General features: G+C 35.8%; 9 protein-coding genes. 8 read left to right on the forward strand and 1 reads right to left on the reverse strand.

Annotated features, from left to right (window positions below):
• Window positions 1–223 precede the first annotated feature (223 nt).
• The 7 genes from recQ (at window position 224) to ACKPCA_RS00365 (ending at window position 13,872) form a co-directional block, all read left to right on the forward strand.
• Window positions 224–2,338, forward strand: a complete 2,115-nt coding sequence (gene recQ, locus ACKPCA_RS00335; protein WP_321280668.1) for a DNA helicase RecQ — start codon at window positions 224–226, stop codon at window positions 2,336–2,338.
• 98 nt (window positions 2,339–2,436) lie between these two features.
• Window positions 2,437–4,554, forward strand: coding sequence for a S9 family peptidase (locus ACKPCA_RS00340; protein ID WP_321280669.1), 2,118 nt, complete (start codon window positions 2,437–2,439; stop codon window positions 4,552–4,554).
• 88 nt (window positions 4,555–4,642) lie between these two features.
• Window positions 4,643–5,410: a LytR/AlgR family response regulator transcription factor gene (locus ACKPCA_RS00345; RefSeq protein ID WP_054714910.1), complete on the forward strand. Its 768-nt coding sequence runs from the start codon at window positions 4,643–4,645 to the stop codon at window positions 5,408–5,410.
• A gap of 121 nt (window positions 5,411–5,531) precedes the next feature.
• Window positions 5,532–8,084, forward strand: a complete 2,553-nt coding sequence (locus ACKPCA_RS00350) for an NACHT domain-containing protein (protein ID WP_321280672.1) — start codon at window positions 5,532–5,534, stop codon at window positions 8,082–8,084.
• 231 nt (window positions 8,085–8,315) lie between these two features.
• Entirely contained in the window at window positions 8,316–12,254 is a 3,939-nt protein-coding gene (locus tag ACKPCA_RS00355) for a hypothetical protein (protein ID WP_321280673.1), read from the forward strand.
• A 31-nt stretch (window positions 12,255–12,285) separates the two neighbouring features.
• Window positions 12,286–13,518, forward strand: a complete 1,233-nt coding sequence (locus ACKPCA_RS00360) for a nucleoside recognition domain-containing protein (protein WP_321280674.1) — start codon at window positions 12,286–12,288, stop codon at window positions 13,516–13,518.
• 147 nt (window positions 13,519–13,665) lie between these two features.
• Entirely contained in the window at window positions 13,666–13,872 is a 207-nt protein-coding gene (locus tag ACKPCA_RS00365; protein ID WP_054722958.1) for an RNA-binding S4 domain-containing protein, read from the forward strand.
• 89 nt (window positions 13,873–13,961) lie between these two features.
• Here ACKPCA_RS00365 and ACKPCA_RS00370 read toward each other — a convergent pair whose 3' ends face one another.
• Window positions 13,962–14,345 carry an SRPBCC domain-containing protein gene (locus ACKPCA_RS00370; RefSeq protein WP_321280676.1) on the reverse strand — a complete coding sequence of 128 codons (384 nt, stop codon included), beginning with the start codon at window positions 14,343–14,345 and terminating at the stop codon, window positions 13,962–13,964.
• A gap of 280 nt (window positions 14,346–14,625) precedes the next feature.
• On the opposite strand from ACKPCA_RS00370, the gene ACKPCA_RS00375 reads away from it, so the two are divergent.
• The gene (locus ACKPCA_RS00375; protein WP_321280678.1) at window positions 14,626–15,921 is read left to right on the forward strand and encodes a dihydrolipoamide acetyltransferase family protein; all 1,296 of its coding nucleotides are present in this window, start codon (window positions 14,626–14,628) and stop codon (window positions 15,919–15,921) included.

The following is a 15,921-nucleotide window of genomic DNA, read 5'->3' on the forward strand; positions in this document are numbered from 1 at the left end:
GTTGTATGTTTGAGTTTGTTATTCGCTGCAAATGTATATTATTAAGGCAGTTTTTTTATATGATCTTTATCAGTTTTTTAGAAGCTTTAATATGTTGCAAAATCATGCTGATTTTAGTCATATTTTAAGTTGATATCACAGTTCAATTATGGCTTGTTGATAAATTCTTCTTTATTCTTCAGTTGATTTGTGCTAGCTTTGTCATCCCAATTAAAATTTCGGCATGTCAGCAGCATCAAACGCATTAAAAAAATATTTCGGATACGATAAATTTCGTCCATTGCAAGAGAAGGTAATCAATTCTGTTTTGCAAGGGAACGATGCTTTGGTGATTATGCCAACAGGAGGTGGAAAATCCATTTGCTATCAGATTCCTGCTATTATCATGGAGGGAGTTACCATTGTTGTTTCTCCTCTGATCGCTCTAATGAAAGATCAGGTAGAAGGCCTAAGAGCCAATGGAGTTGCAGCGGATTATTTGAATAGTTCGCAAACCACTGGTGAACAGGGTGAAATAATTGAAAACCTTATTGCTGGTAAAATAAAATTACTCTATGTTTCTCCGGAAAAACTGGTAAGCCAGGATTTCTATTATCTGATGCTACAGCTTAAAGTAAATTTGTTTGCTGTTGATGAGGCTCACTGTATTTCGGTTTGGGGACATGATTTTCGTCCCGAGTATACAAAAATGGCCTATCTAAAGAAGCAGTTTCCTCATGTACCCATTGTTGCATTAACGGCTACAGCCGATAATCTCACACAAAAGGATATTGTCTCACAATTGAATCTATCAGATCCTGAACGATTCATCTCTTCTTTCGACAGACCAAATCTAAGTTTAACCGTTGCTCCCGGGCGTGATAAGTTCAAATCCATATTGGGATTTCTTCGTCAGCGACCACATCAAGCAGGTATAATTTATTGCCTAAGCAGAAAAGCAACGGAAGGTTTGTCTGAAAAATTACGAAATGCAGGAGTAAATGCTTCTTATTATCACGCAGGTTTATCAGCCGAAGAGCGTGCCAAACGACAGGAGGATTTTATTAATGATGAAGTACCTATTATTTGTGCGACAATAGCATTTGGGATGGGAATCGATAAATCAAATGTGCGTTGGGTAATTCATTATAACTTGCCTCGAAATATAGAGTCCTACTACCAGGAAATTGGTCGTGCCGGACGTGATGGATTAAAAGCAGATACACTTTTATTTTATAGCTTTTCGGATGTAATTGTGCACCGTAAATTTATAGATGAATCGAAGCTTAAAGAGGTTTCGCATGCCAAATTGGAACGTATCCAGCAGTTTTGTGATGCTCAAATATGCCGACGAAAAATTTTGTTGAGTTATTTTGGTGAGCATCTGGAAGAGGACTGTGGCAACTGTGATGTTTGTAAAAATCCACCTCAGTTGTTTGATGGAACCATAATTGCGCAAAAGGCTTTTTCTGCAATAGTTCGTTTAAAAGAGCAAGTTGCAGCAGGAACTTTAATTGATGTTTTACGTGGTTCTTCACGTCAGGATATCATTAGCAAAGGATACAACCAAATCAAAACCTATGGAGCAGGAAAGGACATTGCTCATCAGGATTGGCAGCAATATCTGCTTCAGCTATTAAATCTTGGATATATAACTGTTGCTTACGATCATGGCAATGCATTGCGATTAACCGAGCAAGCCAAAGAGGCTCTTTTTGGCGAACGATTGGTGAAGCTTGTGCATTTGGCTTCAATGAAATCAGAACCAGTAATTAAACCAATTGAGAAAAAGACAAGTAAGCAACTTGATCGTGAAGGTTTATTCGAAGCTCTTCGTAAACTTCGATTGCAAATTTCCAGGGAGGAGAATATTCCGCCATATTTGGTTTTCTCGGATGCTACATTGCATGAAATGACACAGGATAAGCCAACCAGTGAATTCGAGATGAAAATGATTTCAGGAGTTGGTGTTCGCAAATATCAGCTTTATGGAGAGTTGTTTATCAATGAAATCCTAAACTTTCAGCAAAGCAAGAATCGCGAAGCCAAAAAAAGCGGAGAGTCATTCTACAAAACGTATGAATATTACAAGCAAGGTTTCTCGGTAGATGAAATTGCTAGTATCCGAAAAGTAAATCCGGTTACAATATATTCTCATTTGGCCTCTTTGTATGAAAAGGGAGCTGATATCGATTTGTATGAATTCTTCAGTTCACGAGAATTGGAACAGATTGAAAATGCATTTCGTTCCCTAAACTATACCGAGAATATCAAAGAATTATACATGTATATGGGCGAGGAAATAGAGTATTACAAAATACGATTGGCCATTTCATATCTCAAAGTAACTTCTTCATAATCTTGTGTTATTAGAAAATAATTATTGATCATTGAAATGTTTTTGTTAAATTTAGGTTTCAATCTAATTTAACCTGTACCTTTAAATTTTAACTAAACATGAAAACAAGATCAATTTTAAGCATTGCCATAATGGCTATGTTTATGGCGGCATGCAATCAGAAAGTTAACTTGCCAGATCCTCCGGTTGCTCAAAAAATTCCCAAAGAACTAAAAATTCACGATCACACCAGAATCGATAATTATTACTGGTTAAATCAACGCGAAGATTCTACAGTTATTAATTATTTGACTGCTGAAAATGATTACTGCGATGCGGTGATGAAACATACGGAAGAGTTTCAAAAGAAACTTTTCGATGAAATGGTTGCTCGCATTAAAAAGACGGATGAGTCAGTTCCTGCAAAATCAAACGGTTATTATTACTATAGCAGAACTGAAGGTGATGCAGAATATCCTTTGTATTGCAGAAAAGAAGGAGAGTTGGATGCTGAGGAGCAAATCATGTTAAATGTTCCTGAAATGGCTAAAGGGTATAGTTATTACAGCATTGGTAGTTATTCGGTAAGCGAGGATAATAAAATTTTAGCCTACTCAGAGGATACTTTAAGCCGAAGAAAATACACAATAAAGTTTAAGAGCTTGGTTGATGATAAAGTTTATACCGATGAAATCGCAAATACAACAGGTGGAATAACCTGGGCCAGCGATAACAAAACTGTTTTTTATACGGTTAAACATCCTGAAACCCTCTTGCCATATAAAGTTTACAAGCATGTTTTGGGAACTTCAGCAAAGAATGATGAATTGGTTTATGAAGAGAAGGACAATACTTTCTATACTTTTTGCTACAAAACCAAATCAAGAAAATATATCATGATTGGGGTAAGTAGTACCGTTTCTTCAGAATACAGATATATTGATGCAAGCAAACCAAACAGTGAATTTAAGGTAATTCAGCCTCGCGAAAGAGATTTGGAATATGGAATTGCTCATTATAAGGATCATTTTTATATCAGAACGAATTACCAGGCGAAGAATTTCCGTATGATGAAAACTCCTGTTAACAAAACAACAAAGGAGAATTGGATTGAAATGATTCCAAACAGAGATGATGTTTTCCTAAGTAACTTTGAAATTTTCCAAAACTACCTTGTGGTTGGCGAACGTAAAAATGGTTTAAATCAAATTCGAATTCGAAATTGGAAAACCGGTGAGGAGCATTATCTCGATTTTGGTGAGGAAACTTACGACGCTTGGATTTCTGCTAATCCGGAATTTGAATCAGATGTATTGCGTTATGGATATACCTCGCTAACTACGCCTAGTTCTACCATAGATTATAATATGGGAACAAAAGAGAAAACAATCATGAAGCAACAAGAGGTTCTTGGTGGTTTTAATAAAGATAACTACGAAGCCAAACGCTTGTGGGCAACCGCAGAAGACGGAACAAAGGTGCCAATTTCTTTGGTGTATCGAAAAGATAAATTTCAAAAAGGGAAGAATCCTCTTTGGTTATCTGCTTATGGTTCATATGGATCTAGTTCGGATGTTTACTTCAGTTCGGTTCGCTTAAGTCTATTGGATAGAGGTTTTGTGGTTGCAACGGCTCATGTTCGTGGCGGTCAGGAAATGGGACGATACTGGTATGAAGATGGTAAGCTATTGAAAAAGAAAAATACATTTACCGATTTTAATTCCTGTGCCGAACATATGGTTGCAGAAGGATATGCAGCAAAAGACAAAGTATTTGCCTGGGGAGGAAGCGCTGGAGGTTTGCTAATGGGTGCAATTGTGAATATGAAACCAGAATTGTATAGAGGAGTAATTGCTGCGGTTCCATTTGTAGATGTGGTAACTACCATGCTGGATGAATCCATTCCTTTAACAACAGGAGAGTTCGATGAGTGGGGAAATCCTAAGAACAAAGAATATTACGATTACATGCTATCCTATTCGCCTTACGATAATGTAAAAAAGCAAAACTATCCGGCTTTACTGGTAACAACCGGCTTGCATGATTCGCAAGTACAGTATTGGGAACCAGCTAAATGGGTGGCTAAACTTCGAGATATGAAAACTGATGATAATCCATTGTTGTTAAAAACCAATATGGACTTTGGGCATGGAGGAGCATCGGGTAGATTTGAAAGATTAAAAGAGGTAGCTTTAGAATATGCTTTTGTTTTTGATCAAATAGGAATTAATGAATAAAAAAAATAAGAATGTTAATGGAAAAGCGCTCGTTTAGGGCGCTTTTTTGTATATTTAAAATTCGATTCTGACCAAAACAAATACACTTATGATTCGAACCTTAATTATTGATGATGAGATGAAGAGTCAGGCAACTCTTCATAAATTGCTTGAGAAATATTGTACTGGGATTGAAATTGTTGGGTTTGCGCATAATGTAAAATCAGGAGTTGAATCAATAAATGAATTGAAGCCGAATTTGGTTTTTTTAGATATCTCGATGCCTGATGGTGATGGATTTGAAGTATTGCAAAAAGTCAAAAATCGAGATTTCGCAGTAGTATTCACAACCGCTTTTAATGATTATGCGATAAAAGCTTTTCAATTTTCAGCTTTACACTATCTGTTAAAACCAATTAATTACCTAGAGTTACAAGCTGCGGTTGGACGCTATAAGGAAAATCATAAAGATTTGGATTTGAATGAAAAGATTCAAGTGTTGTTTGATAGTTTGAACAATCAAAATAAAAAGATTGTATTGCCAACTTCAAATGGCTTAAAAGTAGTCGAGATCGAAAAAATTGTTTATTGCAGAGCTGATGGTAGTTATACTCATTTTTATTTTTTAGATGAGGAATCTATTATGGTTTCAAAAGCCTTATCGAATTTCGAAGAATTACTTCCTTCAGATATATTTTGTAGAGTACACAACAAGCATTTGATCAACTTAAATTTTGTGGACAATTACGTAAAAGGAAGAGGAGGAAAAGTAGTGCTTGAAAATAAAGAGGAAATTGAAATATCGGAAGGCAGAAAAGCTGAGTTTCTAAAAAGATTAAAGAATATAGCTGATTTCTTACCCGATTCTAAAAAATAGAATTCCGCATTCACAAACTCAAACTACGTATTCAGAAATTAGTATTACGTAGTGGCAAATTATTCATTGAAAAGGCTGTTTTTCTTCTGTATTTTCACTGTGAAATTGAAGAACCACAACTATGATTGAACAGCTAAAATCTGAAATTCTTAAGAAATTTGGTGAAGATTTGGTTTATACCAAAGATTGCAAATTTTTAGCAGATACAATTTGCGAAGAAACAGGAAGTAGAATCAGTACTACTACGATTAGAAGATTATTCGGTTTTTTAAAAAGCACTACGACACCTGCCAAGTATACACTAAATATTTTATCTGGTTATTTAGGATATCAAAACTGGGAGCATTTTTGTAACTATTGGGAATATCAGCCTAAAGAAGAAATTGAGCCAAAAGAAGATTGGTCCGATTTTTACAATAAAGCAATTTCATTTAGTACAGAAACATATAAGTACATTTCAGGTCAATCGGGAATTCCGTTTAAAGCCGTAACTCCGAGAAAAGAAGCAGAGCAGAGAATAGAAAAGTTTTTGAAATCAGCCAATAGTGCCTTGGCATTTATTGCTCCAGGTGGATTTGGAAAATCAACAATGATTGCCAAGTGGTTTGAAAGAAAATGGCTTAATAAGAAAAACGATGATGTAGTTCTGTTTTTGAATGCATCCATGATGATCAGTTTCTTGAATGCAGATTTTAAACTGGAAGATTGGTTGCAGGATCAGCTTAAGTTTACCCAGAAGGATTCTCTAAAATATTTCCTTGAACATCCGAATGCTTGTGAGAGTAGAATTATTTTTGTGATTGATGCTTTAGATGAAATCACATATGACAATTTTAAGTTGGAGAGGGTGTTCTTGCAGCTGAAGCAGTTTATTTTAAATTTCAAGGATTCAGGTAAAGTTAAGTTGATTTTGACATCAAGAAATACAACATGGCAAAAGTTTGCAATGCCATTTGTTTTTCAATCAAATGCTTTAAAGGATTGCTGGTATGATTTAAATGATGAATCGGAAAAAATAAATGAGGCAAACATACCACCTTTAAGTCATAAAGAGATTCAAAGAGTGTTCGAAAAAACATTAAATCTTCAATATGCACCGAATGTTAGCGTTGATGATTTAACATACTTGCAAAAAAAGGTGATTTCTAATCCATTTTTTCTTGAATTGTTTATCAAACTATTTTCACCCAATAACATTCATAAACTAACTAAGGGATATGAATTGATGCGTGAGTATGTTAAGAATAAAGTTTACTACTCACGTTATTCTGAAGAAAAAATTGATATTCTGTATTCTATTTTGGATTTAATAAATCATGGTAAGGAAGGAACTTCAGCAAAAAAACTGGAACTTAGAGAAAGATATCCAATTCATTTAAAAACAGCAGGAGATTACTATGCTGCTTATCAGGAACTATTATCTTTTGGAATCATCACAGAATATATCTCTACCAATAAGAAGAATAATTATTGCAAGTATGTAAAGATTACCAATGAGGTACTTTTCGAAACATTAATTGGAATAAGTCTTATTGAGAAGAATGGAGAGCTTAATTTCGAGTTGATTAAAAATGTTGACAAGAATTATCAGGGCTATGAATTGAAAAACAGGTTGGTTTCTTATTTGCTGGAGTCAGCATTTTTGAGTGGTAAACATATGGAATTGAAGAACTTGTTTGAGTTAAGTGATGATACCATCTCTGCTCCATGTGTATTGGAAACCATCTTTAACTCTTCAATTTATACAGAAAAATACAAATTTGAATTGATTCAACATCTGGCTGAAAATAAGAAGTCAGAGAAAATATTTTCGAAAGCATTTTCTGATACGTTAAATATTAAGGATCAATCGAAGGAAGTTTTGGAAATATTTGCAAAAAATGGTGCTACAAAAAATCTAAGAATTAGATCTTTAAGTTTACTGCTCATGTCTGCAATATTTAGTTATGAATCAGACAGGGCAACCACTTATTACAATGAGCTGGCGCAGGAAGAAGCTGATACAAGCTGTTCTGGTTTTACGATAGCAATACGATTGGCCGCTGTTTTAATGTACAATCATTTTATAGGTAATGATACTGATGATATTGAACTTCTCAAATTGTTCTATTATAGAGAAATGGCATATTTAAAATATGCGGAAGTAAATAGTGCAATTGACGGAGAGTTTGAATTAATTCTTTGTATGGCATTAACTTATATGGAGTCATACCATAAGGTTTTACAATTGGTAGATGATGCGGAACATTTGTACAAAAGTGAAGGTGATAAGACTTGGTCTTCCAATTACAGGTTGTTACAATGCTACAAGATTTTTGCGCAGTATTCTTTGGGAATGACTATAAACAAAGAACAAATTGACTATTTGTTAAATAGTAAAAGTGAAGTTAACTCATCGCAAAATTACTACCTCCAAATATATTACAATTCATTTTTGAGTACTTGTTATCAGGAAAAGAACAAGATTCAAAAAGTTGAGGAATTTTTTAATAAAGCAATTGAGCTAAGCGAATTTGCAAATTATCATTCATGTACAGCAAGTCTTTACCGAAAAATGGCACGTTTTTACAATGGCATTAATGAAAAGACCAAAGAACAAATTTGTATCTCTGAGGAGACACATTTATTAAAGAAATATGCTTCTAGCTATACTTTAGCGGCATTGTTAGTATAATACTCTTCACAAATTCACTTTAATTATAAAGCTGTTTGTTTAGGCAAACAGCTTTATTTTGTTTATTATATTCCAATTCCGTTTCAAAATTATAACTTTACGATTATTGCGATTTAGGAATAGATTCCAGGGAATAAATGGGAACTACTTTTAAATCAGGAATAATAAGTATATGAATAAAACGTTGAAAGCAATAGTTAGCTTTTACGTATCCTTAAATGATCCATGAATATGAATTTTTCTCGATATAACCTGCAGTTCATAATTAAGTTGAGTGCTGTCATTTTTCTGGTTTTCTGTCATTTTTCTATTTCTGCACAAGAGAAATATTCTGTAACCGGAAAGGTGAAAATAGAAAATGGAAGTATTGATAATACTTTTATAACGATCTATGAAAATGCAGTTAAATTGGAATCAAAACTTGTTGATAATAATGGAAAATTTACATGTGATTTAGATTTTGGGAATGATTATATATTTGAATTTTCAAAGGAAGGCTTCGTGACCAAGAAAGTTAGTGTATCCACATTTGTTCCAGAAGAAGTATTAAGCCGAGATAGTCAATTTCCTCCCTTTAAATTTACAGTTTCATTGTTTCCAGCATACGAAGGTCTTGATTTATCCATATTTGATCAACCTATGGGTATGATCATGTATGACAAAGAATTGGATAATTTTGATTATGACAGAGGTTACGACTCTCAGATTCGTGATGCAATACAAAAAGCAGAGGCAGAAGCAAGAAGACGAGCTGCGGAACTGGAAGCGCAGCGATTGGCTAAAGAAAAAGCATATAAGGCTGCTATTCAAAAAGGCGATATTAACTTTAGAGGAAAGAAGTATGAAGAAGCCAAAATGGCTTATAATGAAGCCATAGCAGTTATGGCAGAAGAGCAATATCCAAAATCGCAAATAGCAAAGATCGATGAGTTGTTGGCAGAACAGCAACGACAGGCTGAAGAAGCATCACGCTTGGCGGCAGAACAGAAAGCTCTGGATGAGAAATATGCAGCTATCATTACCTTGGCAGATTCACAGTTCGAATCAGGAGATTATACATCAGCGAAAACTTCATATTCAGATGCTTTGGAATTAAAAGCAGAGGAGCGATATCCAAAGTCACAGATCGAAAAGATTGATGAGTTGTTGGCTGAACAGCAAAGACAGGCAGAAGAAGCTGCACGTTTGGCGGCAGAGCAGAAAGCCTTAGATGAAAAATACGCATCTCTCATCACTTTGGCAGATTCACAGTTCGAATCAGGAGATTATACATCAGCGAAAACTTCTTATTCAGATGCCTTGGTATTGAAAACAGAGGAGCCATATCCAAAAAATCAGATAACTAAGATTGATGAGTTGTTGGCAGAACAGCAAAGACAGGCAGAAGAAGCTGCACGTTTGGCAGCAGAGCAGAAAGCCTTGGATGATAAATACGCAGCTATCATTTCTTTGGCAGATTCACAGTTCGAATCAGGAGATTATGCATCAGCGAAAACCTCTTATTCTGATGCCTTGTCATTGAAATCGGAGGAGCCATATCCAAAGTCACAGATCGCAAAGATTGATGAGCTGTTGGCTGAACAGCAAAGACAGGCAGAAGAAGCTGCACGTTTGGCAGCAGAGCAGAAAGCCTTAAATGAGAAATATGCAGCTATCATTACTTTGGCAGATTCGCAATTTGAATCAGGAGATTATGCATCTGCGAAAACTTCATATTCAGATGCTTTGGAATTGAAATCTGAAGAACAATATCCAAAGTCACAGATTGCAAAGATTGATGAGTTGTTGGTAGAACAACAAAGACAGGCAGAAGAAGCTGCAAGATTAGCTTCAGAAAAGAAAGCCTTGGATGAGAAATATGCAGCTATCATTACTTTGGCGGATTCGCAATTTGAATCAGGAGATTATGCATCTGCGAAAACTTCATATTCAGATGCTTTGGAATTAAAAGCTGAGGAGCAATATCCAAAGTCACAGGTTGCAAAGATTGATGAGCTATTGGCTGAACAGCAAAGGCAAGCAGAACTAGCAGCAAGATTAGCTGCAGATCAGAAGAAGAAGGCAGAAGAAGCTGCTCGTTTGGAAGCCGAGCAGAAAGCCTTGAATGAGAAATACACAGCTATCATTACTTTGGCAGATTCTCAGTTCGAAACTGGGGATTATACATCAGCGAAAACTTCATATTCGGATGCCTTGGCATTAAAATCTGAAGAACAATATCCAAAATCACAGATTGCAAAGATTGATGAGTTGTTGGCAGAACAGCAACGACAAGCAGAACTTGCAGCAAGATTAGCTGCAGATCAGAAGAAGAAGGCAGAAGAAGCTGCTCGTTTGGCAGCCGAGCAGAAAGCCTTGGATGATAAATACGCAGCTATCATTTCTTTGGCAGATTCACAGTTCGAATCAGGAGATTATATATCAGCGAAAACTTCGTATTCAGATGCCTTGGCGTTGAAAGTAGAAGAGCAATATCCAAAGTCACAGATCGCAAAGATTGATGAACTTTTGGCAGAACAGCAACGACAAGGAGAACTCGCAGCAAGATTAGCTGCAGAACAAGAACGAAAGACAGAAGAAGTTGCTCGTTTGGCAGCCGAGCAGAAAGCCTTGGACGATAAATATGCATCCATCATCACTTTGGCAGATTCCCAATTTGAATCAGGAGACTATACATCAGCGAAAACTTCATATTCGGATGCCTTGGCATTGAAATCAGAGGAAGAATATCCAAAATCACAAATTAAAATGATTGATGAGCTTTTGGCAGATCAGCAGAAGCAGGCAGAAGAAGCTTTGCGCTTGGCCGCAGAAAAGAAAGCCATGGATGCGAAATATGCAGCTATTATTGCTTTAGCAGATTTTCAGTTTGAAAATCAGGAATACAATTTGTCGCGAGAAAGCTATAAAGATGCGCTAAATATGAAACCAGCGGAGCTTTACCCAAGGGAACAATTAAAGAAGATATCGGAAATATTTGCTATGCAAAAGAGACAAGCAGAGGAAGAAGCAAAACTTTTGGCACAGCAACAATTAAATGAGACAAAATATTTGAAGTTAATTCAATCGGCGGATGAATATTTTGAGTCGGAGAAATGGAATTCTGCGGCAAGAGATTATCATGGAGCACTAAAGTTAAAACCAGAAGAGCAATATCCACAAAGTAAAATTGATGAAATTGAAGCGATTTTAGCTGAGTTGGAAAGAAAAGCGAATGCAAAATCAGAACTGAAAAATCAGTATGACAAATTAATTGAAATAGCGGATAAGCAATATGCTAATGAGGAATATGATTTTGCAGTATTGAAGTATCAAGAGGCTTTGGAATTAATGCCAAAAGAGTCGTATCCAAAAACTCAAATCAAGAGAATTGAAGTGATTTTGGAGCGCAGAGCAATAGCGGAAAAAAAAGAACAAGAGTTGAATTTAAAGTATAGTGAAGAGCTGGAAAAGGCAGAGGATTTTTTCAAAAATGAGCAGTTCAGTGTCGCCAGACATCATTACAAAGCAGCATTAGAGATTAAGCCTAAAGAAACATATCCAAAAGAGAAGCTAGAGGAAATCAATGAGAGATTGCAGGCCTTAAAAAATGCAGAACAAGAAGCCATTGCAAACAACCCAACCAACTTTGAGAAGAAACTTTCTATCATCAAAGAAAGAGAATATGCAGAATTGATTCAAAAAGCAGACAATGCTTTTCAAAACTCTCAATTTACGGTTTCGAAAGTGATGTATGAAAGAGCATTGGGGATGTTTGATAGAGAATATCCGAAGAAACAACTGAAGGAAATTGACAAATTAATTCGAGATGAGAGGAACTCTGCTTTATCAGAAGAATACAAACAACTGATTGCAAAAGGTGACGAGGAGTTATCCGCGAATCATTATGCGGTTGCCAAATTTTATTACAATAAAGCAATCGCTTTGAATAAAAAGGAGAAATATCCTAAAAATCAACTGAAGAAGATTGATGAGTTGTTGAAATCGAAGAAAGACATGAAGTTGGATAAGGAGTATGAGGAAGTCATAACAAAAGCGGACTCTGCCTTTGATAAAGGAAACTTAACGGTAGCCAGATTTTATTACAAGAAAGCACTTCAATTAAAATCAGGCGAAGATTATCCAAAAGAAAGGCTTAAAATGATTCAATCTAAACGAAGCAAAAAGTAATTTTGTATTTTATTCTATTTAAGAACACAGTATGGCATTAAACTATCTCTTTATTTTCTTTTTTCTGATCGCCTTTGTTGTAGGTTTAATCAAGCTTATTTTTTGGGGAGACATGGATGTATTCCCAGCAATGATTGACTCTACCTTTAATATGGCCAAAACAGGCTTCGATATTTCTTTAGGATTAACTGGTGTATTAACCCTTTGGCTAGGAATCATGAAAATAGGAGAGAATGGTGGAATTGTAAGAGTCTTTTCCAGGTTGATAGGACCATTCTTTAACAAATTGTTCCCGGAATTGCCTAAAAGTCATCCGGCACATGGTTCAATCATGATGAACCTTGCAGCTAACATGTTGGGTTTGGATAATGCGGCCACGCCTCTTGGTTTAAAGGCCATGAAGGAAATGCAGGAAGCCAATCCCGATAAAGATAAAGCTTCGAATGCTCAAATCATGTTCTTGGTTTTAAATACCTCGGGACTGACGATCATTCCGATTTCCATTATGGTATATCGTGCTCAGTTGGGAGCTGCGAATCCATCGGATATATTTATACCAATACTATTGGCTACCTATTTTTCTACCATTGCAGGTTTAATCAGTGTATCAGTCGTGCAGAAAATCAAGTTGTGGGACCGAACTATATTGGCTTATTTGGGTGGATTGACTGCCATTATTGTAGGAATCATTACATATTTTTCAAGTCTGGAAAAAGAACAAATCACAACAGTTTCAACGGTTGTAAGTAATGTGTTTCTGTTTGGGATTATTATTGCATTTATTCTATTGGCAGCTAAAAATAAGGTGAATGTATATGAAAGTTTCATCGATGGAGCCAAAGAAGGATTCAATATTGCTGTGAAAATCATACCGTATTTGATAGCCATATTGGTTGCCATTGGTGTCTTCAGAGCATCAGGAACAATGGATCTTTTTGTGGAAGGCATGAGAAGACTTTGCTTGTTAATTTCGGTAGATCCTGATTTTGTTGAAGCCTTGCCAACAGCCATGATGAAGCCTTTGAGTGGAAGTGGAGCAAGAGGAATGATGGTGGACGCAATGACAACGCATGGAGCAGATAGCTTTGTGGGAAGATTGGCATCTACATTACAGGGAGCAACGGATACCACATTTTATATCATTGCGGTTTATTTTGGTGCGGTTGGGATCAAGAATACGAGATATGCGGTTACTTGTGGTTTAATTGCTGATTTGGCAGGAATTATTGCAGCCATATTAATAGCTTATTTGTTCTTTCATTAGAAAATGATTTGACTACTTTTGTTGCTCTAATACCGATTAGTTGTTAAAATACTACTTATATCGCTATGCTCTTAATTGAGTATTAACAATCTATCGGCATTATCCCTATGTGTATATTAGCATTTAAGAGGTATAAAATTTAAAATCATGATTACATTTAAAATAGATACGGAATACATCGAACTTATTAAGCTTTTAAAAGCAACTCGTGTGAGTGAAAGTGGGGCACAGGCAAAAATATTTGTAGAAGATGGAATTGTATTGCGAAATGGTGAAGTAGAAACCAGAAAACGTGCAAAGATTCGTCCTGGAGATAAAATTGAAATATTCGATGAGGTGATTATCGTAGAATAATACAACTGACCGATATAAAAAAGCGCAAGAACTTAAATGGTTCTTGCGCTTTTTTTAGCTAAAGGCCCATAGCCAAAAGCTAATAGCCATTAATAGAATTCAAGAAAGTTCTTCACTGAATCCAGGTAATATTCCTTCCAACCTTCTACAATCTCTTCATAAGCATCATCAGGAATATTTGTATGAGTTAATTCAATACGAGTATCTTTTCCTGCCTTTTTCAAGACCATGCTAACAATTGATGGATTTTCAGTTTCCCCAAAAAACCATTCCTGGACAATTTTATAATCTTTAACCATCTCCAAATTGCATCCTGAAATATCTCCTTCCCAAAGAGAAAAAACAGTTCCAACTTTATCATCCATTGTGGCAGGGTATCCAGTCCATAATTCAATTTGAAAAGAATTGGTTAAAGCATTATAAACTTCTTCCTGGCTAGCGCTAATATTAAATTGATAGGTAAAATCTTTCATGAGTTTCTGATTTGTGAATGCAAAATTAACTCAAAATGCTAACAATTCCTTTAGTTAATTGTAATTAATTCTAGAGGGCTTAAAAGTCCGGTAATCGATAGCAAATAAAGACTTCTCAGATTTAAAGAACTTTGCGATTTTATAAAATCGATATGCTGATAAAAAATTGCAATGTAGAGATTGCAAAATATTCAATCTTAAACAAGTCTAAATAAGAATAAAAGTTTATATTTGTATCGATACATTTAAATATGAGTATAAATATTAAACGATAAGTTATATGTCTAGCTTTGAAATTCTAATGCCCAAAATGGGTGAGAGTGTGCAAGAGGCTACTATCACAAAAATGTTCGTGAAACTGAACGATCAAGTAGAAGAAGATGATGTGCTTTTTGAAATTGCAACGGACAAAGTTGATTCGGAAATTCCTTCGCCCGTTGAAGGGAAAATAGTTGAAATTCGTTTCAAGGAGGATGATTTGGTTCCTGTTGGAGAAGTTGTTGCAGTAATTGCAATGGGTGATGCTGATGATGTTGCAGATAGTCCTGTAGCAGAACAGAGTGCCAAAGAAGAGGTGCTTGTTGAAGAAACTGTTGTTGCCGAAGAGGTAGATGATTTTAAATCGGAAAGTGGTCGCTTTTATTCTCCATTGGTGAAGAGTATTGCGAAAAATGAGAATATTTCCATTCAAGAATTAGATTCGATTCAAGGAAAGGGTAAGGATGGTAGAGTACAAAAGCAAGATGTATTAAACTACTTATCTCAGAGAAATGGCTCTGTTGTTGCTCCTGTTGAGAAAACTGTGCAAGAACAAAAACCGGCAGCTCAGGAAATCGAAAAACCAAAAGTTTCCATGTCAGTTGGAGCACAGGATCAGATTGTGGAGATGGATCGAATGAGAAGGATTATTGCTGATCATATGGTAATGTCGAAGCAAACTTCCCCTCACGTAACAGCAATGGTTGAAGCCGATGTAACCGATATGGTAAACTGGAGAAGTAAAGTTAAAGATGAATTCTTTAAGAAAGAGAAGACCAAGCTTACTTTCATGCCAATTATTATTGAAGCAGTTGCCAAGGCATTAAGAGAGTTCCCAGGAATCAATGCATCGGTGGATGGTTATAATGTAATCTTAAAGAAAGATATAAACATTGGTGTTGCAGTTGCATTGCCAAGTAACAACCTAATTGTGCCAGTAATTAAAAATGCTGATCACAAGAACCTGATTGGTTTGGCAAATGACATGAACCAGTTGGCCGATAATGCAAGAAATAATAAGCTAAACCCAGATGACATTCAAGGTGGAACATTCACCATTTCAAACTTTGGATCATTTAAGAATGTAATGGGTACACCAATTATTAATCAGCCACAGGTTGCAATACTTGCAGTTGGTACCATTGAAAAGAAGCCAGCGGTAATGGAAACTCCGGCAGGAGATGTGATTGTGCCGCGCCAAAAGATGTTCTTGTCTTTATCGTACGACCACAGAGTTGTAGATGGAGCTTTGGGAGGAGCATTCCTAAGAAAAATTGCAGACTACCTGGAAGAAATTGATATCAACAGATCTATTTAA

Source organism: Marinifilum fragile, assembly GCF_963677365.1.
GTDB lineage: Bacteria > Bacteroidota > Bacteroidia > Bacteroidales > Marinifilaceae > Marinifilum > Marinifilum fragile.